Source organism: Pseudomonas sp. 382 (genome assembly GCF_002759075.1).
GTDB classification, from domain to species: Bacteria; Pseudomonadota; Gammaproteobacteria; order Pseudomonadales; family Pseudomonadaceae; genus Aquipseudomonas; species Aquipseudomonas vlassakiae.
On record NZ_PEMX01000006.1, the window covers coordinates 181,482 to 206,717 of the forward strand.

21 protein-coding genes are annotated in these 25,236 nt (G+C 64.4%); 6 read left to right on the forward strand and 15 right to left on the reverse strand.

The features are described 5' to 3' along the window. Positions 1 to 68: 68 nt before the first annotated feature. The 8 genes from fis to CQW31_RS09960 all read right to left on the reverse strand — a co-directional run bounded on the left by fis (position 69) and on the right by CQW31_RS09960 (position 8,229). Positions 69 to 389: a DNA-binding transcriptional regulator Fis gene (fis, locus tag CQW31_RS09925; protein ID WP_008093076.1), complete on the reverse strand. Its 321-nt coding sequence runs from the start codon at positions 387 to 389 to the stop codon at positions 69 to 71. Then, positions 386 to 1,399, reverse strand: coding sequence for a tRNA dihydrouridine synthase DusB (gene dusB, locus CQW31_RS09930; protein ID WP_099814382.1), 1,014 nt, complete (start codon positions 1,397 to 1,399; stop codon positions 386 to 388). Before dusB ends, fis begins: the two co-directional genes overlap by 4 nt. 159 nt (positions 1,400 to 1,558) lie before the next feature. Next, positions 1,559 to 2,875 (reverse strand): DUF3426 domain-containing protein, encoded by a 1,317-nt coding sequence (locus CQW31_RS09935; RefSeq protein WP_099814383.1) that lies wholly within the window; start codon positions 2,873 to 2,875, stop codon positions 1,559 to 1,561. A 42-nt stretch (positions 2,876 to 2,917) separates the two neighbouring features. Further along, the gene (prmA, locus tag CQW31_RS09940) at positions 2,918 to 3,796 is read right to left on the reverse strand and encodes a 50S ribosomal protein L11 methyltransferase (RefSeq protein WP_099814384.1); all 879 of its coding nucleotides are present in this window, start codon (positions 3,794 to 3,796) and stop codon (positions 2,918 to 2,920) included. 219 nt (positions 3,797 to 4,015) lie between these two features. Continuing rightward, a complete protein-coding gene (locus tag CQW31_RS09945) occupies positions 4,016 to 5,122 on the reverse strand; it encodes an acetoin dehydrogenase dihydrolipoyllysine-residue acetyltransferase subunit (protein WP_099814385.1) in 1,107 nt (368 codons plus the stop codon). Beyond that, complete coding sequence (locus CQW31_RS09950; RefSeq protein ID WP_054886844.1) at positions 5,119 to 6,141, reverse strand: alpha-ketoacid dehydrogenase subunit beta; 1,023 nt, start codon at positions 6,139 to 6,141, stop codon at positions 5,119 to 5,121. The genes CQW31_RS09945 and CQW31_RS09950 overlap by 4 nt, the downstream gene beginning before the upstream one ends. 32 nt (positions 6,142 to 6,173) lie before the next feature. After that, on the reverse strand, positions 6,174 to 7,151 hold the full coding sequence (locus CQW31_RS09955) for a thiamine pyrophosphate-dependent dehydrogenase E1 component subunit alpha (RefSeq protein ID WP_099814407.1): 978 nt from the start codon (positions 7,149 to 7,151) through the stop codon (positions 6,174 to 6,176). 22 nt (positions 7,152 to 7,173) lie between these two features. Next, on the reverse strand, positions 7,174 to 8,229 hold the full coding sequence (locus tag CQW31_RS09960) for an ATP-NAD kinase family protein (RefSeq protein ID WP_099814386.1): 1,056 nt from the start codon (positions 8,227 to 8,229) through the stop codon (positions 7,174 to 7,176). Between the two features lie 279 nt (positions 8,230 to 8,508). Between CQW31_RS09960 and CQW31_RS09965 the strand changes: the two genes are divergently transcribed. Further along, positions 8,509 to 10,362 (forward strand): sigma-54-dependent Fis family transcriptional regulator, encoded by a 1,854-nt coding sequence (locus tag CQW31_RS09965; protein WP_099814387.1) that lies wholly within the window; start codon positions 8,509 to 8,511, stop codon positions 10,360 to 10,362. A 78-nt stretch (positions 10,363 to 10,440) separates the two neighbouring features. Here CQW31_RS09965 and accC read toward each other — a convergent pair whose 3' ends face one another. The 6 genes from accC to CQW31_RS09995 all read right to left on the reverse strand — a co-directional run bounded on the left by accC (position 10,441) and on the right by CQW31_RS09995 (position 18,473). Beyond that, positions 10,441 to 11,796: an acetyl-CoA carboxylase biotin carboxylase subunit gene (gene accC / locus CQW31_RS09970; protein WP_099814388.1), complete on the reverse strand. Its 1,356-nt coding sequence runs from the start codon at positions 11,794 to 11,796 to the stop codon at positions 10,441 to 10,443. 17 nt (positions 11,797 to 11,813) lie between these two features. Continuing rightward, a complete protein-coding gene (gene accB / locus CQW31_RS09975; protein WP_054886848.1) occupies positions 11,814 to 12,275 on the reverse strand; it encodes an acetyl-CoA carboxylase biotin carboxyl carrier protein in 462 nt (153 codons plus the stop codon). Positions 12,276 to 12,375: 100 nt separating this feature from the next. Beyond that, positions 12,376 to 12,828, reverse strand: a complete 453-nt coding sequence (aroQ, locus tag CQW31_RS09980) for a type II 3-dehydroquinate dehydratase (RefSeq protein ID WP_099814389.1) — start codon at positions 12,826 to 12,828, stop codon at positions 12,376 to 12,378. Between the two features lie 179 nt (positions 12,829 to 13,007). Next, on the reverse strand, positions 13,008 to 14,786 hold the full coding sequence (locus tag CQW31_RS09985) for a protein-disulfide reductase DsbD (RefSeq protein ID WP_099814390.1): 1,779 nt from the start codon (positions 14,784 to 14,786) through the stop codon (positions 13,008 to 13,010). A 240-nt stretch (positions 14,787 to 15,026) separates the two neighbouring features. Then, on the reverse strand, positions 15,027 to 16,988 hold the full coding sequence (locus CQW31_RS09990; protein WP_099814391.1) for a methyl-accepting chemotaxis protein: 1,962 nt from the start codon (positions 16,986 to 16,988) through the stop codon (positions 15,027 to 15,029). Positions 16,989 to 17,093: 105 nt separating this feature from the next. After that, the gene (locus CQW31_RS09995; protein WP_054886851.1) at positions 17,094 to 18,473 is read right to left on the reverse strand and encodes a diguanylate cyclase; all 1,380 of its coding nucleotides are present in this window, start codon (positions 18,471 to 18,473) and stop codon (positions 17,094 to 17,096) included. A gap of 246 nt (positions 18,474 to 18,719) precedes the next feature. On the opposite strand from CQW31_RS09995, the gene CQW31_RS10000 reads away from it, so the two are divergent. From CQW31_RS10000 to CQW31_RS10025, 5 genes are all read left to right on the forward strand, one after another. After that, a complete protein-coding gene (locus tag CQW31_RS10000) occupies positions 18,720 to 19,787 on the forward strand; it encodes a DUF2333 family protein (protein ID WP_054886852.1) in 1,068 nt (355 codons plus the stop codon). Positions 19,788 to 19,789: 2 nt separating this feature from the next. After that, positions 19,790 to 20,326: an NUDIX hydrolase gene (locus CQW31_RS10005; RefSeq protein WP_054886853.1), complete on the forward strand. Its 537-nt coding sequence runs from the start codon at positions 19,790 to 19,792 to the stop codon at positions 20,324 to 20,326. A gap of 296 nt (positions 20,327 to 20,622) precedes the next feature. After that, positions 20,623 to 20,994, forward strand: coding sequence for a translation initiation factor Sui1 (locus tag CQW31_RS10015; RefSeq protein WP_054886854.1), 372 nt, complete (start codon positions 20,623 to 20,625; stop codon positions 20,992 to 20,994). 151 nt (positions 20,995 to 21,145) lie between these two features. Beyond that, complete coding sequence (speA, locus tag CQW31_RS10020; protein ID WP_054886855.1) at positions 21,146 to 23,059, forward strand: arginine decarboxylase; 1,914 nt, start codon at positions 21,146 to 21,148, stop codon at positions 23,057 to 23,059. Between the two features lie 166 nt (positions 23,060 to 23,225). Then, complete coding sequence (locus CQW31_RS10025) at positions 23,226 to 23,681, forward strand: transposase (protein WP_099814392.1); 456 nt, start codon at positions 23,226 to 23,228, stop codon at positions 23,679 to 23,681. A gap of 123 nt (positions 23,682 to 23,804) precedes the next feature. On the opposite strand, the gene CQW31_RS10030 is transcribed toward CQW31_RS10025, so the two are convergent. Beyond that, positions 23,805 to 25,142 carry an MATE family efflux transporter gene (locus CQW31_RS10030; protein ID WP_054886775.1) on the reverse strand — a complete coding sequence of 446 codons (1,338 nt, stop codon included), beginning with the start codon at positions 25,140 to 25,142 and terminating at the stop codon, positions 23,805 to 23,807. Positions 25,143 to 25,236 lie beyond the last annotated feature (94 nt).

A 25,236-nucleotide genomic window follows, 5' to 3' on the forward strand; every position in this document is an offset into this window, starting at 1 on the left:
TAACGCGGTGGAGTCAGCAAAAAAGGCGTCTCTTCGCAGAGGCCGCCTTTTCTGATCGGGATTCTGGCTTACAACAAGTCGTACTGCTTGAGCTTCTTGCGCAGGGTGCCACGGTTGAGGCCGAGCATCTCGCTGGCCTTGGTCTGGTTGCCCTTCACGTAGTTCATCACGCTTTCGAGCAGGGGCGCCTCGACTTCGGAGAGCACCAGGTTGTACACGTCGGTGACGGTCGCGCCTTCCAGGTGTGCGAAGTAGTTGTGCAGCGCCTTCTCGACGCTGTCGCGAAGGGTCTGGCCCTCTTCGCTCGGCGTGTTGAGGTGCTGTTTGAGGTTGGCGTTGTCGCTCACGGGCGTTGTTCCACTCACTAATGTCTCGGTCATCATCGTCATGCGGCCACCCCTTGTCCGTCCTCTGTCTCAAGGCTCTGTCGACGTTCACTGAAAAACGCGCGAACGTTGGCGCACTGCGCTTGTGTGTCTTCCAAAGCGTTGAACCGGGCGCGAAACTCCCTGCCGCCGGGTCGTGTTGCCAGGTACCAGCCCACGTGCTTGCGGGCGATACGTACGCCCATCACATCGCCATAGAAGGCATGCAGCGCGGCCAGGTGCTCTAGCAGGATGCGTTCCACTTCGTCCAACTGCGGGGCCGGCAAATGCTGGCCAGTCCCCAAAAAATGTTCGATCTCGCGAAAGATCCATGGCCGCCCTTGGGCAGCCCGGCCAATCAGCAGGCCGTCGACCCCGGTGGCATCCAGCACCGCCCGGGCCTTTTCTGGCGAAGTGATATCGCCATTGGCAAAAACCGGGATCGATACCGCCTGCTTGATAGCAGCAATGGTGTCGTATTCGGCTTCGCCGGTGTACAGGTCAGCGCGTGTGCGGCCATGCACCGCCAGCGCCTGGATGCCAGCCTGTTCGGCGATCTTCGCCACGTTCAGGCCGTTCTTGTTCGCCCGGTCCCACCCGGTGCGGATTTTCAGGGTCACGGGTACGTCCACCGCGCCGACCACGGCGTGGAGGATTTCGGCGACCAGGTCTTCATCTCTCAATAAAGCAGAGCCTGCCGCTTTGTTGCAGACTTTTTTTGCCGGACAGCCCATGTTGATATCGATGATCTGCGCACCTGCCTCGACATTGGCCCGGGCCGCCGCGGCCATCATCTGCGCATCACCACCGGCGATCTGTACCGAGCGTGGCTCGGGATCACCCTCATGGATGCGGCGCAGGCTGGACTTGCGGCTGTTCCACAGGCTCATGTCGCTGCTGACCATCTCCGACACCACCATGCCGGCGCCCAAGCGCTTGCAAAGTGTCCGGAAAGGCTGGTCCGTGACCCCGGCCATGGGTGCGAGGATCAGGTTGTTGCGTAGTGTGTATGGGCCGATGCGTACCGCCGACATAGGTGTTCCCTGTTGTGGGGCCGAATCATGGGAGTCCGAAAAAGGGTTGGCATGATACCCGCTCTCGGTGACCGGATAAAGAAGGATTTGGATAAATTCTGTACAGCTGTCGGCTTATGTCATTTGCTTTGGTCAGCGCGCCCCCATGTGGACGCGGGCTTATTCCGGGGAGCGGAAACTGAGGCTGTAGTTCACGGCCTTGGGGCCCGGGTCGAGAATATCCAGGGCAATGTGGATCGGCGTCTGGCTCGGCATTTCGCCGCGCCCGGCCAGTTCTCCTGACAGGTATTCGCTGGGTTTGAACCGACGGCTGGCGATCAGCTGGCCGTTGAGGTCGGCGAAGCGCAGCTCCAGCAGCGGGAACGGCTGGGAGAACGGTGCGCGGTTGTAGATGATCGCATCGACGATCAGGGCGCCCTTGAAGTCCGGGTGGCTGCGCACCACCAGGTTGCTGCTCTTGATCCGGCTGATATCGACGCGGGTCGGCACCTGGCAGCCGAGCATCGGGCACAGTTGCTGGAAGATCGGGCGGTACTGGTCCTGGCGGGCCAGTTCGTCGAAGTGGAACCACACGTACTGGAATGCCAGCAGGCCAGCGGCCAGCAGGGTCAGGAAGCTCCACAGCAGGCGCTTGCCCCAGTTGGGCCGGGGTTTTTCCCACCCCAGTTGCAGCGGGTCGTCGACAACATCGACCAGCGGTTCCTTGCGTGACGGGCGTTCTGGCTTGGCGGCGAAGCCGGGCTCCAGACGTTCACCGGGCAACGGCTCGAGGGGGTCGTCGTCACGGGCCGACAGGTGTAGGTCGGCGTCGTCGTCATCACGGGCGCTGAGGCCTTTTGCGTGAATGATATCGTCATGTTCTTCGAAGCGCTCAACCGGTTCAGGTTCAGCTACGCGCTGCGTTGACGGTTCCTCGTCGAGGTCGAGGTCCAGGTCGCCGCCAAGAGTCGGCTCGTGGCGATGACCGGGTTCAGGCTCCAGCGGCTGTTCATCCAGCAGCACAGGGGTCGAAGCATGGGCTTCATGAGGCTCATAGGGTTCGTCGGTGGCAGTGCCGAACAGTTCGTCGCCATGCTCGTCGGCAGCCGGCTCGTCGCGGCGGGCTTGCAAGGCATTGGCCTTGATATCGGCACGCGGCTCGGTCGGCTCGCCACGGCGTTCAAGGCGCGCCAGCTCCTGGTCAAGGTCGAGTTCATCCAGAGCCTGGGCGGTCATGGCCCAGTCTTCTTTAGTTACCGGCGGCGGCTCGCTGACCGCCGGTTCAGGCGCAGCGACCGGCTCGACCACCGCTGGCGGTGGAACGACGGGCGCACGGCTGGCCGCGGCACGGTTCTGCTCCAACAGCTGCTTGGCCGCATTGAACACCTGCAGGCAGTGACCGCAGCGCACGACGCCGCGAGCCACGCTCAACTGGTGATGGGTGACGCGAAAGCTGGTCTGGCAATGCGGGCACTGGGTGACGAAACTGTCGGTCATGCGGCGATCCGGGAGCTGTGCAGAGAACTATTCTAGGCCCGCTTAGCGGCGCCGACCACTGATGCGCACCCAGCCGTCGCGCACGACGATCGGGTCCAGATCGAAGTCGGCAGCGTAGGCGGCAGCCACTTCCTCACCCTGTTCGGCGAGGATGCCCGACAGGGCCAGCAGGCCACCTGGGCGGACCAGGCCGGACAGCTGCGGTGCCAGCGACACCAGCGGGCCGGCGAGAATGTTGGCGACCAGCACGTCGGCCTGCATCGCCGGCATCTGCTCGGGCAGGTACAGCGCGAACTTTTCGTCGGCGATGCCGTTGCGCTGGGCATTGTCACGCGAGGCTTCGATGGCCTGCACGTCGATGTCGGTACCGACCGCCTCGCGCGCGCCCAGCAGCAGCGCCGCAATGGCGAGGATGCCCGAGCCGCAGCCGAAGTCCAGTACCTGAGCGCCTTGCAGCTGCTGGCCGTCGAGCCATTCCAGGCACAGCGCGGTGGTCGGGTGGGTGCCGGTGCCAAAGGCCAGGCCGGGGTCGAGCAGCAGGTTGACCGCGTCCTGGTCCGGGGCCTCGTGCCAGCTCGGCACGATCCACAGGCGCTGGCCGAAGCGCATTGGCTGGAAGCCGTCCATCCAGCTGCGTTCCCAGTCCTGGTCCTCGATCACCTCGGCCTGGTGCTCGGGCAGCTCGGCGCCGGTCAGCAAGCGCAGGTGGGCGAATACCGCTTCTGGCTCGGCGTCGGCTTCGAACAGGGCCAGCAGGTGGGTGTGCGACCACAGCGGGGTGGTGTTGAGGTCGGGTTCGAAGATCGGCTGGTCTTCGGCGTCCATGAACGTGACCGATACGGCGCCGACTTCGAGCAGGGCGTCTTCGTAGGTTTCGGCTTGTTCCGGGCTGATGGCCAGGCGTACTTGCAGCCAAGGCATGGCGGGCACCTTTGGTAAATCGACAGGGGCAGCCCGAGGCTGCGACAAGCCTGGCAGTTTACGCGAGTGCGGGGGGTTTGTAGAGGTATGGCAGGGGACCGCGTCGCCTTCTTCGCGGGCAAGGCCGCTCCCACAGGTTATCCAGGGTTTTCAAGGTCTGTGGAGATCCTGTGGGAGCGGGCTTGCCCGCGAAGAGGCCGGGACAGTCAGTCGAGAGGGTCAGTGTTTGCGCAGGAACTCCAGCAGCCGCTGGTTCACCTGTTCCGCCGCCTCCATCTGCACCATGTGCCCGACCCCGGGCACCACAAGCACCTCGGCCTCGACTCCGTCGGCATGCGCCGCCGGAATGATCGCGTCCTCGGCCCCCCAGATCACCAGCGCCGGATGCTGCCCCAGGACCCCGCGCAGGTCATGCCGCTGGCGGTCACCGTCAGCCAGCGCCGCCCCCAGCTGGCGCAAGGCGTCATCCACACCTTCCAGGCGCTTGAACTTGAGCATGTCCTCCAGCATCTGCCGGGTCACCAGCCCCGGGTCTGCGAATAGCTGCACCATCTGCGGCTTCAGCGCATTACGGTTGGCGGCGGCGACGAAGCCTTGCAGGTACTGGCCATTGATCGCCTCACCCAGCCCGGCACTGGCCACCAGGCTGAGGCTCGCCACCCGCTGCGGCGCCAGGCGCGCGATATTCAGACTAACCGCGCCGCCCATGGAGTGCCCAGCCAGGTGGGCCTTGGCGATATCCAGATGATCGAGCAGGGCCAGCACCGTTTCGCTCAACTCATCCAGATCACCTTTTGCCAGGGCCTTGGCCGATTCACCATGCCCCGGCAGGTCCAGGGCGATGACTCGACGCTCGGCCGCCAATGCCGGGTGGTTGAACAGCCAGTTGTTAAGGTCGCCGCCAAAACCATGCACCAGCACCAGCGGCGTGCCACCTTCACCCAGTTCGAACCAGCGCAGCAGGCGCCCGGCCACTTCGGCCTTTTGCGGTGCCGGCCCCTGGGCCTGGTCAGCACCCCCTTCGGCGACGAACTCGGCCTGGAAGCGTTGCACCACGGCATCGATCTCTGACTCCTCGGCTTCACCCTCCACTACCACGGCCAGCAGCGCACCGACCGGCAGGGTTTCGTCGGGCCGGGCCACCTGGCGGCGCAACACGCCGCTGAACGGCGCCTCGACGCTGCTGCTGATCTTGTCGGTCTCGACGTCCAGCACTTCGTCGCCCTTGCTGATTTGGTCGCCCTCCTGCTTGAGCCAGGCGTCGACCCGGCCTTCGGTCATCGACAGGCCCCACTTGGGCATGGTCAGGGTATGAATCTGGCTCATGCGGCGCTCCTTGCAGCTTCGATGACCTTGCGCACGGCCGCTTCGACCTTCGCTGCGTCAGGGATGTACAGGTCTTCCAGGGCATCGGAGAACGGCACCGGGGTGTGCGGCGCGGTGACCATCTCGATCGGGCCCTTGAGCGCGGCGAAGGCCTTTTGCGCGACCAGTGCGCTGATATCGGTGGCCATCGAGCAGCGCGGGTTGGCTTCGTCGATCACCACCAGGCGGCCGGTCTTCTCCACGCTTTCGAGAATGCTGTCCTCATCCAGCGGGCTGGTGGTGCGCAGGTCCAGCACTTCGCAGTCGATGCCCTGGCGGGCGAGGTTGTTGGCCGCTTCCATGGCCACATGGACCATGCGCCCGTAGGTCACCAGGGTCACGTCGTCGCCGTCGCGCAGGAAGTTGGCCTCGCCGAATGGCACGCTGTACACCTCTTCCGGCACTTCGCCCTGCATGCTGTAGAGCAGCTTGTGCTCGCAAAAGATCACCGGGTCGTTGTCGCGGATTGCCTGGATCAGCAGGCCCTTGGCGTCATACGGCGAGGACGGGCAGACCACCTTCAGGCCGGGGATGTGGGTCCATAGCGAGGTAAGCATCTGCGAGTGCTGGGCCGCAGCGCGCAGGCCGGCGCCGTACATGGTGCGCATCACCAGCGGCGTGACCGCCTTGCCGCCGAACATGTAGCGGAACTTGGCGGCCTGGTTGAGGATCTGGTCCAGGCAGCAGCCGGCAAAGTCGACGAACATCAGCTCGCACACCGGGCGCAGGCCTTGAGTGGCGGCACCGACGGCGGCACCGACGTAGCCGATTTCCGACAGCGGCGCATCGAGCACGCGCCCCGGGAACTGGTGGTACAGGCCTTTGGTGACGCCGAGCACGCCACCCCAGGCGTCATCCTCGCCCGGGGCACCCGCGCCGCCGGCAACGTCTTCGCCAATGATGAACACGCTGCTGTCGCGGCGCATTTCCTGGGCCAGTGCCTCGTTGATGGCCTGCTGATAGCTGATTTTTCTAGCCATGGTGGTTCTCCTGTTGTTCTTGTTGTCCGGGCTCAGGGGTAGCTGACGTAGACGTCGCTGAGCAGGTCGGCGGGCTGCGGCTTGGGATCGGCTTTGGCACGGCGCACGGCGTCTTCGATCAGGTCGTCGACACGGGCGTCGATGGCGTCCAGTTGCGCTGCCTGCAGCAGGCCGGCACGGGTGGTCTTGTTGCGGAACTGCAGCAGGCAGTCGCGGGATTCGCGCAGGTTCTTCACCTCGTCAGGGGCGCGGTAGGTCTGTGCGTCGCCTTCGAAGTGCCCGTAGTAGCGGCTCAGCTTGACCTCGATCAGCGACGGGCCTTGCCCGGAACGGGCGCGCTCGATGGCGGCGCCGGCGGCCTCGTGCACGGCAAAGAAGTCGAAGCCGTCGATGGTCACGCCTGGCATGCCGAAACCGGCGGCGCGGTCGGCGATGTGGTCGCAGGCCACCGACCAGGTCGAGGCGGTGGCTTCGGCATAGCCGTTGTTCTCGGCGACGAAGATGCACGGCAGGTTCATGATCGAGGCCAGGTTCATCGCCTCGAACACTGCGCCCTCGTTGGAAGCGCCGTCGCCGAAGAAGGCCACGGCCACGTTGTCATTGCCCTTGATCTTGGCCGCCAGGGCGGCGCCGGCCACCAGCGGCGCGCCGGCACCGACGATGCCGTTGGCACCGAGCATGCCTTTTTCCAGGTCGGCGATGTGCATCGAACCGCCCTTGCCGCCGCACACGCCGGTCTTCTTGCCGTAGATCTCGGCCATCATGCCGTACACATCGACGCCCTTGGCGATGCAGTGACCGTGGCCGCGGTGGGTCGAGGCGATGCAGTCGCTGTCGCGCAGGTGCGCCATGACCCCGGCGGCGGAAGCTTCTTCACCGGCATACAGGTGTACGAAACCGGGAATCTCGCCTGTGGCGAACTCCACGTGCAGGCGTTCTTCGAAGGCGCGGATGGTGCGCATCACTTCATAGGCATGCAGCAATTGCTCTGAACTGAGGTGAGTGGACATCTTGTTGTTCTCCAGGGTTGTCTCAACACGGGGTTGCAGGGTGCAGCCGATGGCCGCGCGGGACGGCCAGCAGGTGATGACGGGCGGCATGTGCCAGCACGGCCTCGACGTCGACGGTCAACGGGCCTTGCAGGTCGAGGGTGATGGTCGGTGTGTCGTGTTCGGCGAACTCGATTTCGCGCTCGCCATCCAGGGCCAGGGTGCCGGCGCTGAGGCTCAGGCGATGGGCCACGCCCGGGCTGAGCGTGCCGCTGGCGGTGATGCCGCAGCCTTGCAGCAGGCCGGGGGCCAGTGGAGCGAGCAGGGCTTGTTCGGCACCGGGGTTCAGCCGTACCCAGGCGCCGTAGGGTTCATGGCGAGCCACCGGTTGCCACAGGCCGCAAAGCGCCGACAGGCCGATCGCGTGGGGCTCGGCAAAGCAGGCGAAGACTTCGCTGAGGTCTTCGCTGCGGCTCAGCGCGCGGGCACCGATGAATCGTTGTGGCGACACCGCCACTTCGACCAGTGCCCATTCACACAGCCGTTGCTGCGGCACTTTCACCAGCAACCGCTTGTTGCGACGCAGGCCGATGCTGGCCGGAACCAGGCCACTCGCGAGCAAACCGCCAGCAAGGCCGGCGCTGGTGGCTTCGCGCAGTTCCGGGAAGGCGTTGTTGGTGCCCGTGGACAGGGTGAGCAGCGGGGTGTCTCCAGCCTCGGACGCCACCGCCTTGTGCGTGCCGTCGCCGCCCAGCACGGCAATCATTGCCACGCCGCGCTCGACCATGTGCCGGGTGGCCAGGCGGGTATCGCTGACGGTCTGGGTCAATGGCAGGTCGAGCAGTGCCAGGCGCGGCCAGTGCTGGTCCTGCGCCACGGGGCCAAGGCTGGCCTTGAGCACGGCGGCGGCGATACCGGTCATGTCGGTGGGTAGTAGCACCTCGGCCACCCCGGTGGTGCCGAAGGCGGCGAGCAGGCGCTGGATGACCGAGGCCTTGTCGGTGCTGGAGTAGAGCCCGGCGTTGCTGGTCAGGCGGCGCAGGTCGCGGCCGGAAGCAGGGTTGGCAATGATCCCGATGGTCGGGGCGGGATGCGGCATGGCACACCTCGTGTTCTTGTTTGCCTAGGCTTGAGCAAGCTGGATGCCAGCTTTCCACACAGGCCCCGGAAGGCCCGTGGCAGAAGGGCTAGAGGGCTACAGGGCGAGGCTGCCGAGGCCCTTGCCTGAGACGCTGCGTGCCAGCATTGCCGGGTGTTTGCCGGGCGCCTGAGACGCGGCGTCTCACGCCCGCCGGTAATCACACAGCGCTTGTTTGCACAGTCCGTCAGGCGCTTAATGGCCGCACAACGACAAGAACAAACAGGAACCGGAGGCCTCATGCTTGCCGCGAACTCCCGAGCCCATGTCGATTGCGTCAGCCGGGTGCTGAAGAACGCCGATCGCCTGCCCCAGGCGCCGGTGCCGCCGCTGATCCTCGATTCCTGGCGCCGTTCCATGGAGCTGTACCGTCTTGACCCGGGGTCCCAGCAAGGGCCGCGTATCCTTTCTCAAACCCTGCTCAACGAGTGCCGCGAACGCGCCGAACTGTTCCTGCGCATTGCCAGCGATGCGGTGGCGCGCCTGCATGCGCGGGTGTGCGGCGCCGACTATTGCGTGCTGCTGACCGATGCGTTGGGGCGCACCATCGATTACCGGGTCGAATCGGCCATCCGCAACGATTGCCGCAAGGCCGGCCTGTACTTGGGCACCTGCTGGTCCGAGGGCGAGGAGGGCACCTGTGGCGTGGCGGCGGTGCTGACCAGCAAGGCGCCGGTCACGGTGCACAAGCGCGATCACTTTCGCGCCGCTTTCATCGGCCTGACCTGCACGGCGGCGCCGGTATTCGACCCACAGGGCGAACTGCTCGGCGTGGTGGATGTGTCGGCCCTGCAATCACCGGACGACCGCCGCAGCCAGCACTTGATCCTGCAACTGGTGGAGCAGACCGCGCGCGAGATCGAAAACGCCTTTTTCATGCACGGCGCCCAGGGCCACTGGGTGATGCGCGCCCATGGTACGCCGGGTTATGTGGAGAGCCAGCCCGACTATTTGCTGGCCTGGGATGCCGATGGCCGCCTGCAGGCGATCAACAGCTTGGCCCGTGAGCGCTTGCTGGCACGGCACGGGCGTTTGCCTGAACACATCGGTGAGCTGTTCGACATGGCCCAGCTGCGCCGCGCCAACGAGGGCTCTGCCCAGCGCCTGCCGGGTTGGGGCGGGTTGTACGGGCGGGTCAGCGCGCCCCAGCGGCGGGGCCGGGCGCAACCCTTGCAGCAAGCGCAGGATGCGCGCATCGAACAGCACTTGCGGTTGGCCACAAGGGTCAAGGACTGCAACCTGGCCGTGCTGGTGCAGGGCGAGACCGGTTCCGGCAAGGAAGTCTTCGCGCGTCAGCTGCACCAGCAGAGCCAGCGTCGTGAAGGGCCGTTCGTCACGCTGAACTGTGCAGCTATCCCCGAGAGCCTGATCGAGAGCGAGCTGTTCGGCTATGTCGCCGGGGCGTTTACCGGTGCGTCGAGCAAAGGCATGCAGGGGCTGTTGCAGCAGGCTGATGGCGGCACCTTGTTCCTGGACGAAATCGGCGACATGCCACTGCACCTGCAGACCCGACTGCTGCGCGTGCTGGCCGAAGGCGAAGTGGCGCCGCTGGGCGCTGCACGGCGGGAGCGGGTGGATATCCAGGTGATCTGTGCGACCCACCGCGACCTGGCCACCATGGTGAGTGAAGGGCGTTTTCGTGAGGATCTGTATTTCCGCTTGGCCAATGCCCGCTTCGAGTTGCCGCCGCTGCGCGAGCGGGAGGATCGGTTGGGGCTGATTCATCAGTTGCTGGCAGAAGAGGCCGAGGCTTGCGGCGTTGAAGTGGTGCTGGACGACGATGCGTTGCAGGCGCTGCTGGTGTACCGCTGGCCGGGGAATCTGCGTCAGCTGCGGCAGGTGTTGCGCTATGCCTGCGCGGTCAGCGAGGGCGGGCAGGTCTGCCTGGAAAATCTGCCGCAGGAGGTGCGGGGCGATGCCGTGCCTGTGGCTGATGCCGGGGTATCGAACCCGGCTCGGCAGTTGCTGCTCGATGCCTTGATACGGCATCGCTGGATACCGGCGGAGGCGGCGCGGGCCTTGGGGATATCGCGGGCCACCTTGTATCGACGGGTGCATGAGCACCGGATCGAGATGCCGCGGATGAAGGGGTAGCGACCGTGCAAGCCTTCTGAGGGGTAATAAAAAACCCCGGCACGGGGCCGGGGTTCTTGATGCATCACGCTAACGCGATCACTCCTGGTTGGCCAGTTTGTGCTCGAGGTAGTGGATGTTCACGCCGCCTTTGCAGAAACCTTCATCACGCACCAGGTCGCGGTGCAGCGGGATGTTGGTCTTGATGCCGTCGACGACGATCTCGTCAAGGGCATTGCGCATGCGCGCCATGGCTTCGTCACGGTCCTTGCCGTAGGTGATCAGCTTGCCGATCAGCGAGTCGTAGTTCGGCGGAACCGAATAGCCGCTGTACAGGTGCGAATCGACGCGTACGCCGTTGCCGCCCGGAGCGTGGAAGTGTTTGACCTTGCCTGGGCTCGGAATGAACTTCTTCGGGTCTTCGGCGTTGATCCGGCACTCCAGCGAGTGGCCACGGATGACCACGTCTTCCTGGCGGTACGACAGCTTGTTGCCAGCGGCGATGCTCAGCATCTCCTTGACGATGTCGATACCGGTGACCATTTCCGACACCGGGTGCTCAACCTGCACGCGGGTGTTCATCTCGATGAAGTAGAAACGGCCGTTCTCGTACAGGAATTCGAAGGTACCGGCACCGCGGTAGCCGATCTCGATGCACGCATCGACGCAACGCTTGAAGACTTCCTGGCGAGCTTTCTCGTCGATACCTGGGGCCGGGGCTTCTTCCAGTACCTTCTGGTGGCGGCGCTGCAGCGAGCAGTCACGGTCGCCCAGGTGGATGGCGTTGCCCTGGCCGTCGGACAGAACCTGAACTTCCACGTGACGTGGGTTGGTCAGGAACTTCTCCAGGTAGACCATCGGGTTGCCGAAGGCGGCACCGGCTTCGGTACGGGTGAGTTTGGCCGAGGAAATCAGGTCCTCTTCCTTGTGCACCACGCGCATGCCGCGACCACCACCGCCACCGGCGGCCTTGATGATCACCGGGTAGCCGACGTCACGAGCGATCGCCAGGGCGACCTCTTCGTCTTCCGGCAGCGGGCCATCGGAGCCCGGTACGGTTGGCACGCCCGACTTGATCATCGCGTCCTTGGCCGAAACCTTGTCGCCCATCAGGCGAATGGTGTCGGCTTTCGGGCCGATGAAGGCGAAACCGGATTTTTCCACCTGCTCGGCGAAATCGGCGTTTTCCGCGAGGAAGCCGTAACCCGGGTGGATCGCGGTGGCGCCGGTGACTTCGGCGGCAGCGATGATCGCCGGGATGTGCAGGTAGGAATCCTTGGACGATGCAGGGCCGATGCAGACCGACTCGTCTGCCAGGCCCAGGTGCATCAGTTCACGGTCGGCCGTGGAGTGCACGGCGACGGTCTTGATGCCCAGCTCTTTGCAGGCACGCAGGATGCGCAGGGCAATTTCCCCACGGTTGGCGATCAGGACTTTTTCGAGCTTCCCAGACATCGTTGGCTCTCCGCGATTCAAACGATGGTGAACAGCGGCTGGTCGAACTCAACCGGCTGGCCGTCTTCCACCAGGATGGCGTCGATGACACCGCCAACATCGGCTTCGATGTGGTTCATCATCTTCATGGCTTCGACGATGCACAGGGTGTCGCCTTTCTTCACGCTCTGGCCCACTTCAGCGAAGTTCGGCGAGGTCGGCGAAGGCTTGCGGTAGAAGGTACCGACCATCGGCGAACGGATCACGGTGCCTTTCAGGGCGGGAGCGGCAGCAGCGGCTTCGGCGGCAGGTGCAGCAGCGGCAACCGGAGCAGCGGCAGGCGCGGCGGCTACTGGAGCAGGTGCGTAGAACTGCTGGGCAGCCGGGGTCTTGCTGTGGCGGCTGATACGGACCGACTCTTCGCCTTCCTTGATCTCCAGCTCGTCGATGCCAGACTCTTCCAGCAGCTCGATCAGTTTCTTGACTTTACGGATATCCATTAATCATCAACTCCCAAAGGTTCGGTCAGGGGGCGAAATTTAAAAACGTATCTGAACGTTTCTCTTCAACCCCGGCCCACTGAGGCCAGGGTTTTCGTTATCAGGGCTGTGCGTTGGCAGCCAGTTGTTCCATCGCGGATTCCAGGGCCAGGCGATAACCGCTGGCGCCCAGGCCGCAGATCACTCCTACGGCAACATCGGAGAAGTAGGAGTGATGACGGAACGGTTCGCGTTTGTGCACGTTGGACAGGTGCACTTCGATGAATGGGATGCTCACCGCGAGCAATGCGTCACGTAATGCGACGCTTGTGTGGGTGAAAGCAGCCGGATTGATCAGGATGAAGTCCACACCCTCGTTGCGTGCGGCGTGAATACGCTCGATGAGTTCGTATTCGGCATTGCTCTGCAGATACTGCAAATGGTGGCCAGCGGCACGGGCACGCTGTTCCAGGTCCTGGTTGATCTGGGCCAGGGTCACGGCACCGTAGTGGCCTGGTTCGCGAGTCCCGAGCAGGTTCAGGTTGGGGCCGTGAAGCACCAGTAGGGTTGCCATCTGCAGTTTCCTTGGATTTGTAGGGCAATTCGACACAGCGCGGCGAGTGTGCCGCAAAGCGACAGCAAGTGTCCAGTTCCCGGCAATAGCCAGCACGTTGCCCGAGGTTCGCGCGAAGTATGTGACCAGATAATTAAATCTGGTCACTCATTTGGAGAAAATGCCCGGCACGCGGAAAGTTATAGACCGAGTTTGCCGCGAATGCGCGTCAGAATCTGCGCGAATTCCCCGGCGTTTATCTCGCCAACGACCCGATCGCTGGTCATTTCGCTGCCGTTCGCCGCAAAGAACAGCAGCGCCGGCGGGCCGAACAGTTGATAGCGGTCAAGCAGCGTGCGCTGCTCTGCGCTGCTTTCGGTGATGTCGAAGCGCAGCAGTTTGAAGGCGCTCAATTGCCCTTGGACCTGCGGCGCATTGAGCACTTCGTGTTCGATCACCTTGCAACTGATGCACCAGTCGGCGTACCAGTCCAGCAGCACCGGTTGGCCAGCAGCCTTGGCCTCGGCCAGGGCTGCGTCCAGGGCGGCCGGGGAGGTGACGGTTTGCCAGGCATCGGCCTTGGGCACTGCACCGCTGACCGTGGTGGCGGCGGGGGACGGCAATGGGCGCAGCGGGTCGCCCTGGCCGCTCAGCGCACCGTACCAGCAGGCCAACGCATACACCAGCAACGCCAGGCCCACCAGTTGTGCCAGGCGCTGGCGTGGTGGCTTGACCACGAATTCCAGGGCACCGAGGAACAGCGCCACCCCAGCCGCCAGGAAGCCTACCAGCGACAAGGTCGCCGGCCCCGGCAGCACGCGGCTGAGCAAACCGATGGCCAGGCCCAGCAGCAAGACGCCGATAGCGTTCTTCACGGTATTCAGCCAAGGGCCGCTCTTCGGCAACCAGGCTGCTCCCCCCGTGGCAATCACCAGCAAGGGTGCGCCCATGCCCAGGCCCAGGGCGAACAGTTTGAGCGCACCGCCCAGGGCATCGCCGCTGGCGCTGATGTACAACAAGGCACCGGCCAGCGGCGCCGACACGCAGGGTGAGACCAGCAGGCTGGAGAGCACACCGAGCACGGCCGCACCCAGCAGCGAGCCGCCTGGTGTGTGGTTGGCGACGTTGTTGAGGCGGTTGCTCAGGGCTTGGGGCAACTTGAGTTCGAACAGGCCGAACATGGCCAGGGCGAACACCACAAAGAACAATGCGAAAGGCACCAGTACCCAGGCCGACTGCAGGCGTGCCTGCAGGTTCAGGCCGGCGCCGAACAGGCCCATCAGCGCGCCGAGCACGGCGAAGCTGGCGGCCATCGGCAGCACATAGGCCAGCGACAGCGCAAGGCCGCGCAGGCCACCGACCTGGCCCCGCAGGACCACGCCAGAAAGGATCGGCAGCATCGGCAGCACGCAAGGGGTGAAGGTCAGGCCGACCCCGGCGAGAAAGAACAGCAGCAGTGACTTCCAGCTCCAGCCCTGTTCGCTGCCTCCCGGCAGCGCCGCGCCAGCAGCAGGGCCGTCGCCATCAATGTCCAGCCGCGCGGTTTCCGGCGGGTAACACAGGCCCTTGTCGGCGCAGCCCTGGTAACCCACCAGCAAAGTGAAGGCGCGGGTGTCGGTGCGTGGGATCTCGATGTCGAGCACGCCGTGGTAGACCTCGACGTCGCCGAAGAACTCGTCATGCTTGGCTTCGCCCTTGGGAATGTTCGGCGCGCCCAGGGCGATGTCCGCCGGTTCCGTGCGGAAGTTGAAGCGATGGCGGTACAGGTAGTAACCGTCGGTGGCGACGAAACGCAGCTTGACGGTCTGCGTGTCAGCCTGCACCAGGCTGAGCTTGAAGGCTTCGTGCACCGGCAGGAAGTCGGCATTGTTGGACAGCGAAGCGGCGCCGAGGGTGGCGCTGGGGCGGTTGTCGAGCAGGCCCGAGGCGAAAGCAGGGCTGGCCAGCAGCAGGAACAGCAGGAAAAACAGGCGGCGCATGGCGGACTCGCGAGGTGGAACGTGCCCGCATGATAACGGAGTTGGCGGTGATTGGCAGGGCGCAGCCGACCAAGGCCTCATGCAGCCTCGAAGCATGCACCGTACCTGTAGGAGCGGCCTTGTGTCGCGAAAGGGGTGCGAAGCGCCCCCAGGATTTGTGCTGCACAACTGATAATGCCGGGGCCGCGTTGCGGCCCTTTCGCGACACAAGGCCGCTCCTACAGCGATCGCGTGTGCCTGCTAGACCCGGAAGGCACGCACTGCCTTGCTCAGCTCCCCGCCCAGGCTCAGCAGCTGTTCACCTTGTTCGCGTCCCTCGCCAATGCGCTGCAGGTTGTCTTCACCCAGCTCGTGAATCCGCTCGCTGTGATCGCGAATCTCACTCACCGCACCGCTCTGCTGCGCCGTGACATCGGCGATACGCACCGCCGTATCGGCAATCGTGCGGATCGCGCTGACAATTTCGTCCAGCGCGCCATCGGCGGCCTGGGCCTGGTTGGCGGTGGCCTCGGCATGTTCCAGCTGGGTGCGCATCCCGGCCACCGACTCTCGCGCCGCCTGCTGCAGGCGGTCGATCAGCGCCTGGATTTCGCCGGTAGCCCCGGTGGTGCGCTGCGCCAGTGAGCGCACCTCGTCGGCCACCACTGCGAAGCCACGGCCCATCTCGCCTGCACGGGCGGCCTCGATGGCGGCATTCAATGCCAGCAGGTTGGTCTGCTCGGCGATGGAGCGAATCACCGTCAACACCCCGCCGATGGTGGCCGATTCCTCGGCCAGCTGCTCGATCATCCGCGCGTTGCCCTGCACCTCGTCGACCAGCGCCCGCAGCCCCGAGAGGCTCTGGCCGATCACCGCCTGGCCCTGTTCCACCGCACGCCCGGCATCGCGGCTGGCATCGGCGGCGGAGCTGGCGTCGCCGGCCACTTGCTGGATGGTCGCTTCCAGCTCGCCCAGCGCATCGCGAATCTGCCCGGTGTCGCCGGCCTGGCGCTCGGCGCCGTCGTGCAAAGCGGCACTCATGCCGGCCAGGGCGTGGCTGCTGCCAGCGACCTGCTCGGCGTTGTGGCGAATGGTGCCGACCAGCTCCACCAGGTAGTGGCGCAGGCGATTGAGCGATTCCGCTATATCGTGCAGCTCGCGGTTGGTCTTGCCCAGCACCACAGGCTCGGCAAAGTTGCCTTCGGCCCAGCGCGACAGGGCTGGCGCCAGGCTGGTCAGGGTGCGGGCCAGGCGCCGTTGCAAGGTGTCGATGAGCAAGGCGATGAGCAGGATCAGACCAATCATCAGCGCCTGCATGCTGCGCACTTCGCTGGCGATCTTCGCGTGCTGGCCGCGCACTTCCGGCTCCAGGCCGGCGATGGCCTGTTGCACGGCTTCCAGCCGCTGGTTGGTGCTGGCGGCCAGCGCGGTGCGGCGCTCGATCTGTTCGCGCGTGCGTTGCAGCTCGGCGGGGTAGCGGTTGAGCAGGCTTTGCAACTCGCGCTTGAGGCTGACCGCCATGTCTTCCTGTTGCGCATTGGCCTGGGACTCCAGGCCCATCATGGCAGCGAAGTCGTCGGCGCTGGATTCGGCGGCTCGGGTCACGCCCAGCAGCGGCAGGCCGTCGATGATTTGCGCCTGGTTACGGATCAGTTGCAGTTCGCGCTCGACCTCGTCGGCCAGTTCGGCGCGGCCGCTGCTGACCAGTTTGTCCCGGGCCAGCGACAGTCGGCCCAGATGCAAGCTGGCGTCGAGCAATGGCACAAGGTAGCGGTTGGCTTCGCTGCTGCCGCTGTCGCGGGCATAGGCGGTCAGCTGTTCGAAGTTGGCACCCAGTTCGCGCTCGGCCTGCAGCAGCAGCGCCTGCGGGTCGCCGGCCAGCTTGCCGGCGGCTAGCAGTTCGTTGGCGGTGAAGGCCTGCAAGGTGCCCAGGCTCGGGCGCAGCTTGCTGGCAAGTGCTGGCGGCCAGTCGGTCAATGAGGCTTCGAGCTGCTTGTTGGCCTCGACGGCCGCGGCGTGGCGCAAGGCATCGCCACTGCCCAGGTAAGCCTGGATATTGCGCGCAGCCTGGTTCTGAAACTGCTGCGACAGGCCCAGGTAGCGCTCCATCAACTGATAGGGCCGCTCCAGGGCGCGTTGCGACCACCACAGGGTCGCACCCAGGGCGATGCAGACGGTCACCAGCAACAGGGTGTTGAAATTGGTCAGCCACTTCAGGCGCATAGCCGCGAACTTCCTGCGGGGGAGTCGAGAGATAGGTGCCTGAATTTATGGCGAATTTGTTACCAGGTGATGACGATGATGGCCTTGAGCTATTGCTTGCGAGGGTTACGGTTCGACCCGGACCACGCAGTTACGCCCGGCATGCTTGGCTCGGTACAACGCCTCGTCCGCCGTGCTGGCCATGCTCAGTGCATCCAGCTCATCCTCCAGTTGCACCACCCCGGCACTGAAGGTGCATCGCAGATCTTCCGGCTGCGCCGGGTACAGGATCTCGGCAAAGCGCCGGCGAATATCGTCCAGCACCTTGTACGCGGCTTCCAGCGAGGTGTTGGGCATGACGATGGCGAACTCCTCGCCACCATAGCGGCCGATGAAGTCGGTCTTGCGCAGGCGTTGCTTGAGGAACAGCGCCAGGCTCTTGATCACCCGGTCGCCCATGGGGTGGCCGTGGCGGTCGTTGATTTTCTTGAAATGGTCGATGTCGAGCATGGCGAAGCTCAGCGGTTGCCGCTCGCGGCGGGCGCGGTAGCTGCAGTCTTCGAGCAATTGCAGGATGTGCGTGTGGTTGTACAGCCCGGTCAGGCTGTCGCGGACCATGCGTGCCTTGAGGTGGCGGGCGCGGGCGGCGCGGTTGCGCACGGTGGTGATCAAATGCCGCGAGCGCACTGGCTTGGTCAGGAAGTCGTCGCCGCCCTCGCTCATCGCGTCGAGCTGCTTGTCCAGGTCGTCCTCGGCGGACAGGTAGATGATCGGCACGCTCACGTAACGGTCATTGTGCCGGATCACCTTGGCCAGTTCAGGGCCCGAGCACGTCGGCATGTAGAGATCGAGGATGATCAGGTCCGGCTGGAAATCGGCGAGCTCGACCATGGCGCGGATCGGGTCGTTCAGGCTGCGGGTCAGCATCCCGGCGCTGGCCAGTACCCGTTCGGTATGCAGGGCCTGGGCGCGGGAGTCGTCGACTATCAGCACGCGCAAGGGGTCTTGCTGTGCGTGGCTGGTCATGGCTTCGAGCTTTTCCAGCAGGCTGGAGGCTTCCAGGGTACCGGTCAGGAACGCCTGGCCGCCGGCGCGCACTGCGGCCAGGCGGGTCGGCGTATCGGCCTCGTGCAGGCTGAAGAACAGCAACGGTATGGGTTGCGCCTGGCCCCGTTGCGCCAGCGCGGCCAATGGCAAGCCAGCACCGGGGCCTGCGAAGTCGACATCCATTACGATGGCGGCTGGAGGCTGTTCGGCCAGCGATGCCAGAAACGCACTGGCGCAAGGCTGCGGCTGCGCGCTCAGGCCGAAGAATTCCAGCTGCTGGGCGAGGCGCTCGGCACGCTCGTGGTCGTGCAGCAGCAGGTAGACCGGTTTGCGTGCAGCGGGCAGCACCAGCTGGTCGGGCTGGTCGTCATGGCGCAGGCGCGTGCGCGACAGGCGCTGCAACAGCTGTTCGAGCTCCTGCGATAGGCGCTCCTGGCTCGGCTCCGCGGCTTGGGTCATGTCCTGGCTACTTGTTAGGGGGCTATGCAGGTTCGATGATGGCTCTATGCTAGCACCACTTTTTCCCCCCGTACCTGCGCCGCATCAACAAAGGCTGGCGGACGAATATTCAGTTACTGACTCATTGGTCGCTTATGCGTACGGCAGTGTCTGCTTTATAGTGCTGCGACGCGGGCTTGCCGTGGCACCCTGGCGCTGGCCTGTGGTCCAAGCCCTGAACCGTCGTGACTGATTAAGGACAAAGCCATGCTGGACTGGAAAAACCGCGAGGCCAAAGCCGAGCCCCGCGAGCGTGTGGATGGCCGCGGCGCCGCAGCCCGTAGCTACCTTGGCGGGCTGTGGAGCCGAGCCCTGGGAACCCTCATCGGGTTGTACCTGCTGGTCTGCATCGGCCTGGGCTGGTACTGGAGCCAGGAGCCGAAGCTGTTCCCGGTACAGCAGAATGCCCAGGCCGCTGCTGAGCGCAGCGGCCAGCAGATGGTGGTCGGCTACACCACCATCGAAACCCTCAAGACCGTGGCCGGCACCTTGCTGAACAAGCCGGGCGGGTACATTTCCAACGACCGCTTCCCGCCGGGCCTGTGGATGGACAACATGCCGAGCTGGGAGTACGGCGTGCTGGTGCAGGTGCGTGACCTGTCCCGTGCCCTGCGCAAGGATTTTGCCCGTTCGCAGTCGCAGTCCACCGAAGATGCCGACCTGGCCAAGGCCGAGCCGCGCTTCAACTTCGATAACAAGAGCTGGATCCTGCCTTCGAGCGAGTCGGAATTCGAAGAGGGCATCAAGTCGCTGACCCGTTACCAGACCCGTCTGGCCGCTGGCGACAAGGGCGCGATCTTCTATACCCGTGCCGACAACCTGAACAACTGGCTGGGTGACGTGGCCACCCGGCTGGGTTCGCTGTCGCAGCGCCTGTCGGCCAGCGTTGGACGGGTCAAGCTCAACACCACCCTGAAGACCGAGTCGGTCGTTGCCGGCCAGGCGCCACAGGTGGATGAAGAACTGGTGGAAACCCCATGGCTGCAGATCGACAACGTCTTCTACGAAGCCCGTGGCCAGGCCTGGGCGCTGTCGCACCTGCTGCGAGCCATCGAAGTCGACTTCGCCGACGTGCTGGCGAAGAAGAACGCCACCGTCAGCGTGCGCCAGATCATCCGTGAGCTGGAAGCCTCGCAGGAGCCGCTGTGGAGCCCGATGGTGCTCAATGGCAGCGGCTTCGGCATGTGGGCCAACCACTCGCTGGTCATGGCCAACTACATTTCCCGGGCCAACGCTGCGGTCATCGACCTGCGTCAGTTGCTGTCGCAGGGTTGAGCATGGCCATCAGCGCCAACGAGGCCGCCCACCGGGCGGCTTCCGACCGTGAACTGGTCACCTGGGTCGACGAAGCCGACCAGGTGCTTGGCGCGCTGCCCAGGGCCGAGCTGCGCGAGCGTGGCCTGATCGGCCGCTGCACGTTCATCCTGTTGTTCAACAGTGCCGGTGAGCTGTGTGTGCACCGGCGTGCCCTGAGCAAGGCGCTGTACCCGGGGTATTGGGACGTGGCGGCCGGTGGCATGGTGACGGCAGGGGAGGCGTATGACGACTCGGCTGCCCGTGAGCTGGCCGAGGAGCTGGGTATCGAAGGCGTCGAGCTGCGTTTCCATGAGCGGTTCTATTTCGATATGCCGGACAACCACCTGTGGTGCGCGGTGTATTCGGCGGTGTCGGATGCGCCACTGCGGTTGCAGTCGGAAGAGGTGATCGAGGCGAAATTCATCAGCCTTGAGCAGGCCGAGCAGGAAAGCCTGAAAAAGCCGTATTGCCCGGACTCGCTGGCCGCATTGCAGCGCTACAAGGCCAGCCTGGGATAGTTGTTTTGGCTGTCCCGGCCCTTTCGCGGGCACGCCCGCTCCCACAGGTACAGCGCCGGTCTCAAGTACGGCACAGCCCTTGTGGGAGCGGGCGTGCCCGCGAATAGTCGCAAAACATTCGCAAAATGGCGCATTCCAGTACTTAGCAAGGGCTTGATTTATCGTTACACTGCGCGCCCTTTTCGGGCTGCCGCAATTCCTGCAGCAGTAGCGCCGCCCCTGCCAGAGTGGGGCTTCGCGGTCGGCCTCAACCTTAAGGCACGACCAGTTTTTGTCCTCAGCACAGAGGAACAAAAGTGGCCAAGAAAGCTTCTTCCTTCGCCGCCCTTGGCGGTCTCGTTTACTCCACCGATGCCGGTCGGCACTGCCCCGATTGTGGCCAGCCGGTGGACGCCTGCATCTGCAAGCAGCACGTCATCCCTGAAGGTGACGGCATCGCCCGTGTGCGTCGTGAAAGCAAGGGGCGTGGCGGCAAGACCGTGACGACCGTGACCGGCGTGCCGCTGCCGCTCGACCAGCTCAAGGAGCTGGCCACCACCCTCAAGCGTCGCTGCGGTACAGGCGGTGCGCTGAAGGATGGGGTCATCGAGATCCAGGGCGACCATGTCGAGCTGCTGATCGCTGAGCTGATCAAGCAGGGCTTCAAGGCGAAAAAGTCCGGCGGCTGATACGCCCAGGCGATTTTTTGCCCAACGCTTTCTAAACTCGTTCCCGTGATCCGGGTCTACCCAGGGCACGGACGAATCGTCATTTTCGGCTTTTACACTGCGCCCGCCTCCTTGCGGGGCAGTGTCTTCGACTTATCTATAGGGGACTTCAATGTCCGTACGACGCACACGCAAAGACGATGGTAGCCAATGGACCGTGGCCGACAGCCGCAGTGTTTATGGCATCCGCCATTGGGGCGCTGGTTATTTCGCCATCAATGAAGCCGGGCGCGTCGAAGTGCGCCCCAACGGCCCCAGCAGCGCGCCGATCGACTTGTTCGAGCAGGTCGACGAGCTGCGTCAGAGCGGCCTGTCGCTGCCACTGCTGGTGCGCTTCCCCGACATCCTGCAGGACCGCGTGCGCCAGCTGACCGGTGCCTTCGATGCCAACATCGCGCGCCTGGAATACCAGAGCCAGTACACTGCGCTGTACCCGATCAAGGTCAACCAGCAGGAAGCGGTGGTGGAAAACATCATCGCCACGCAGAACGTCTCGATCGGCCTGGAAGCCGGTTCCAAGCCTGAGCTGCTGGCCGTGCTGGCGCTAGCGCCGAAGGGCGGCACCATCGTCTGCAACGGCTACAAGGACCGCGAGTTCATCCGCTTGGCGCTGATGGGCCAGAAGCTCGGCCACAACGTGTTCATCGTCATCGAGAAAGAGTCGGAAGTGGCCCTGGTGATCGACGAGGCTGCCGATCTCAAGGTCAAGCCGCAGGTCGGCCTGCGCGTGCGCCTGTCGTCGCTGGCGTCGAGCAAGTGGGCCGACACCGGGGGCGAGAAATCCAAGTTCGGTTTGTCCGCCGCCCAGCTGATCTCGGTGGTGCAGCGCTTCCGCGATGCGGGCCTGGACCAGGGCATCCGCCTGCTGCACTTCCACATGGGTTCGCAGATCGCCAACCTGGCCGACTACCAGCACGGCTTCAAGGAAGCCATCCGCTACTATGGCGAATTGCGTGCACTGGGCCTGCCGGTCGACCATATCGACGTCGGCGGTGGCCTGGGCGTGGATTACGACGGTACCCACTCGCGTAACGCCAGCTCGATCAACTACGACATGGACGACTACGCCGGCGTGGTGGTGGGCATGCTCAAGGAGTTCTGCGACGCGCAGGGCCTGCCGCACCCGCACATCTTCTCCGAGAGCGGTCGCTCGCTGACCGCGCACCACGCGATGCTGGTGATCCAGGTGACTGACGTCGAGAAGCACAACGACGACGTGCCGACCATCGACAACAAGGAAGCCCTGCCAGAGACCGTGCAATGGCTGGTCGACCTGCTTGGCCCGACCGATATCGAAATGGTCACCGAAACCTACTGGCGCGCCACCCACTACATGGGCGATGTGGCGGCGCAGTATGCCGACGGCAAGATCAGCCTGGCCGAGAAGGCCCTGGCCGAGCAATGCTACTTCGCCGTGTGCCGGCGCCTGCACAACTCGCTTAAGGCCCGCCAGCGCTCGCACCGCCAGGTGCTGGACGAGCTGAACGACAAGCTGGCCGACAAGTACATCTGCAATTTCTCGGTGTTCCAGAGCCTGCCGGACACCTGGGCCATCGGCCAGGTACTGCCGATCATCCCGCTGCACCGCCTGGACGAAGAGCCGATGCGTCGTGCGGTACTGCAGGACCTGACCTGCGACTCCGACGGCAAGATCAACCAGTACGTAGACGAGCAGAGCATCGAGACCAGCATGCCGGTGCACGCAGTCAAGGAAGGCGAGGATTACTTGCTGGGTGTGTTCCTGGTCGGCGCCTACCAGGAAATCCTGGGCGACATGCATAACCTGTTCGGTGACACCGACTCGGTGAACATCTACCAGAATGCCGATGGCAGCGTGTACCACGCCGGTATCGAGACCCATGACACCATCGAAGACATGCTGCGCTACGTGCACCTGTCGCCGGAGGAGTTGATGACTCACTACCGCGACAAGGTGGCCAGCGCCAAGATCAGCGCACGTGAGCGGACCCAGTTCCTCGATGCGCTGCGCCTGGGCCTGACTCGCTCGTCCTACCTGTCGTCGTGATCGCCAAGGCCGCTCCTGCAACCGCTGTACGGCTTTTTTGTGGGAGCGGCCTTGCGTCGCGAAATGAGGGCGAAGCCCTCACCGAGTTCACACGCGGTAATGAACCTCTCTGAAGGCTCAGCTCCACCGCGTCTACCTTTGAATGCAATGTTCAAAGGAGAGTGACATGGAAAGTCCTAGCTCCAATCTGTTGCGGCGAGGCCGCTGGTCAGCATCCCAACACCTTTATTTGATTACCACCAACACGCGAGATCGTATCCCGCTGTTCAGTGATTTTCGCTTGGCCAGAACAGTGATCCGGCAATTACGCAAATGTGATGAGGATAAAGCCTGCAGATCTCTTGCATGGGTGCTGATGCCAGACCACCTGCACTGGTTGATCGAACTGGCTGACGTCGATCTCAGTGATCTGATGTGTGCATTCAAATCGCGAAGCAGCTGTGCGCTCTATCGAGCAGGTGCTGACCGTCGTCACATCTGGCAACCCAGTTTTCACGATCGGGCCTTGCGTCGCGAAGAGGATGTGAAGGTGGTGGCTCGCTACATCATTGCTAACCCGATTCGTGCCGGGCTGGTCAAGCGTGCAGGTGAGTACCCACATTGGGATTGTGTGTGGCTGTGAGTCAGCAGGTGAGGGCTTCGCCCTCATTTCGCGACACAAGGCCGCTCCCACATTGATCGGACTACGCCGGACCTTGTGGGAGCGGCCTTGTGTCGCGATAGGGGCCGCAACGCGGCCCCGACTTCATTGAATCCAGCGCCCTCTTGCCTGCAATCGCCAGCCAACCCACCCCAACGTTGCCGCCCGCAACGCCATGAACCCGAGAAAGGCCAACCACAACCCGTGGTTGCCAAACCCGCTCATGACTAAACCCAGGGGCAGCGCAATCAGCACCGACAGCACCATCGTGTTGCGCATCTCCCGTGCCCGGGTCGCGCCGATGAACAGCCCGTCGAGCAGGTAGCTCCACACCGCAATCAACGGCAGCAGCGCCAGATATGGCAGGTACGGGTAGGCCGCCGCCCGCACGCTATCGATATTGGTCTGCAAGTCGATGAACAGATGCCCGCCCAGCAGGAACAAGCCGGCAAACCCCAGGCTGGTGATCAACGACCACCCACAAGCCACCACCAGCGAGCGGCGTAAGGTATCCCGGTCCCGCGCACCAATGGCGTGCCCGCACAGTGCCTCTACGGCATGCGCCAGGCCATCGAGGGCGTAGGCGGTGAGCAGCAGCCCGTTGAGCAGCAGGGCGTTGGCCGCCACCGTGGCTTCGCCCAGTCGTGCGCCCTGCACGGTGATCAGCAGGAACACCAGCTGCAACGCCAGGCTGCGCAGGAAGATGTCGCGGTTCACCGCCAGCAATGGCCGCCACGCCTGCCAGCGCTTGAGCGCAGCCCAGGCGATCTGCCCGGGGTAGGCACGAAGGGCTGGCCGGGTCAGGGCCAGGCCGAGCAACGCAGCGCACCATTCGGCGACCACCGAGGCCCGTGCCGAACCCAGCACGCCCCAGTTCAGGCCTAGTACGAACCACAGGTTGAGGGCGATGTTCAGCAGGTTGGTGGTCAGCAGTATCGCCAGTGGCGCTCGAGCGTTCTGTGTGCCAAGGAACCAGCCGACCAGCGCATAACTGGCCAGCGCTGCCGGCAGGCCGAGCAACCGGGTATGGAAAAAGTCTTCGGTGGCTTGCTGCAACGCCTCGCTCGGTTGCATAGCGTGCAGGGCCAGCTGGCTGAAGGGCAGGGCAAGGAGGCCGATCAGTAGCGCGAAGGCCACGGCCAGCAGCAGCCCCTGCACCAGTACCTGGCGCAGCGCCGTGCCGTCGGCACGCCCGGCGGCCTGTGCAGCGAAGCCAGTGGAGCCCATGCGCAGGAAACCCATCAGGCCAACCATGAAAGTGAACAGCGTGGCGCCCACCGCCACCGCTCCGAGCTGGTGGGCGTGGGGCAGGTGGCCGATCACGGTGCTGTCGACCAGCGCCACCAGCGGCACCGAGATGTTGGAGAGGATCATGGGCGCTGCCAGGGCCCAGACCTTGCGGTGGGTGGGGCGGTGCTGCCAGTCGGTGGACAGTTGCGACATTGCGATTCCTGAGGCTGCGGGGGCCGCTTTGCGCCCCTTCGCGGGCAAGCCCGCTCCCCCAAGACTATCGCTGTACCCGTGGGAGCGGGCTTGC

Excerpts from the sequence above, each read along its gene's own strand:
- fis (WP_008093076.1), bottom strand. The coding sequence starts at position 389 with ATGACGATGATGACCGAGACATTAGTGAGTGGAACAACGCCCGTGAGC.
- dusB (WP_099814382.1), bottom strand. The coding sequence starts at position 1,399 with ATGTCGGCGGTACGCATCGGCCCATACACACTACGCAACAACCTGATC.
- CQW31_RS09935 (WP_099814383.1), bottom strand. The coding sequence starts at position 2,875 with ATGACCGACAGTTTCGTCACCCAGTGCCCGCATTGCCAGACCAGCTTT.
- prmA (WP_099814384.1), bottom strand. The coding sequence starts at position 3,796 with ATGCCTTGGCTGCAAGTACGCCTGGCCATCAGCCCGGAACAAGCCGAA.
- CQW31_RS09945 (WP_099814385.1), bottom strand. The coding sequence starts at position 5,122 with ATGAGCCAGATTCATACCCTGACCATGCCCAAGTGGGGCCTGTCGATG.
- CQW31_RS09950 (WP_054886844.1), bottom strand. The coding sequence starts at position 6,141 with ATGGCTAGAAAAATCAGCTATCAGCAGGCCATCAACGAGGCACTGGCC.
- CQW31_RS09955 (WP_099814407.1), bottom strand. The coding sequence starts at position 7,151 with ATGTCCACTCACCTCAGTTCAGAGCAATTGCTGCATGCCTATGAAGTG.
- CQW31_RS09960 (WP_099814386.1), bottom strand. The coding sequence starts at position 8,229 with ATGCCGCATCCCGCCCCGACCATCGGGATCATTGCCAACCCTGCTTCC.
- CQW31_RS09965 (WP_099814387.1), top strand. The coding sequence starts at position 8,509 with ATGCTTGCCGCGAACTCCCGAGCCCATGTCGATTGCGTCAGCCGGGTG.
- accC (WP_099814388.1), bottom strand. The coding sequence starts at position 11,796 with ATGTCTGGGAAGCTCGAAAAAGTCCTGATCGCCAACCGTGGGGAAATT.
- accB (WP_054886848.1), bottom strand. The coding sequence starts at position 12,275 with ATGGATATCCGTAAAGTCAAGAAACTGATCGAGCTGCTGGAAGAGTCT.
- aroQ (WP_099814389.1), bottom strand. The coding sequence starts at position 12,828 with ATGGCAACCCTACTGGTGCTTCACGGCCCCAACCTGAACCTGCTCGGG.
- CQW31_RS09985 (WP_099814390.1), bottom strand. The coding sequence starts at position 14,786 with ATGCGCCGCCTGTTTTTCCTGCTGTTCCTGCTGCTGGCCAGCCCTGCT.
- CQW31_RS09990 (WP_099814391.1), bottom strand. The coding sequence starts at position 16,988 with ATGCGCCTGAAGTGGCTGACCAATTTCAACACCCTGTTGCTGGTGACC.
- CQW31_RS09995 (WP_054886851.1), bottom strand. The coding sequence starts at position 18,473 with ATGACCCAAGCCGCGGAGCCGAGCCAGGAGCGCCTATCGCAGGAGCTC.
- CQW31_RS10000 (WP_054886852.1), top strand. The coding sequence starts at position 18,720 with ATGCTGGACTGGAAAAACCGCGAGGCCAAAGCCGAGCCCCGCGAGCGT.
- CQW31_RS10005 (WP_054886853.1), top strand. The coding sequence starts at position 19,790 with ATGGCCATCAGCGCCAACGAGGCCGCCCACCGGGCGGCTTCCGACCGT.
- speA (WP_054886855.1), top strand. The coding sequence starts at position 21,146 with ATGTCCGTACGACGCACACGCAAAGACGATGGTAGCCAATGGACCGTG.
- CQW31_RS10025 (WP_099814392.1), top strand. The coding sequence starts at position 23,226 with ATGGAAAGTCCTAGCTCCAATCTGTTGCGGCGAGGCCGCTGGTCAGCA.
- CQW31_RS10030 (WP_054886775.1), bottom strand. The coding sequence starts at position 25,142 with ATGTCGCAACTGTCCACCGACTGGCAGCACCGCCCCACCCACCGCAAG.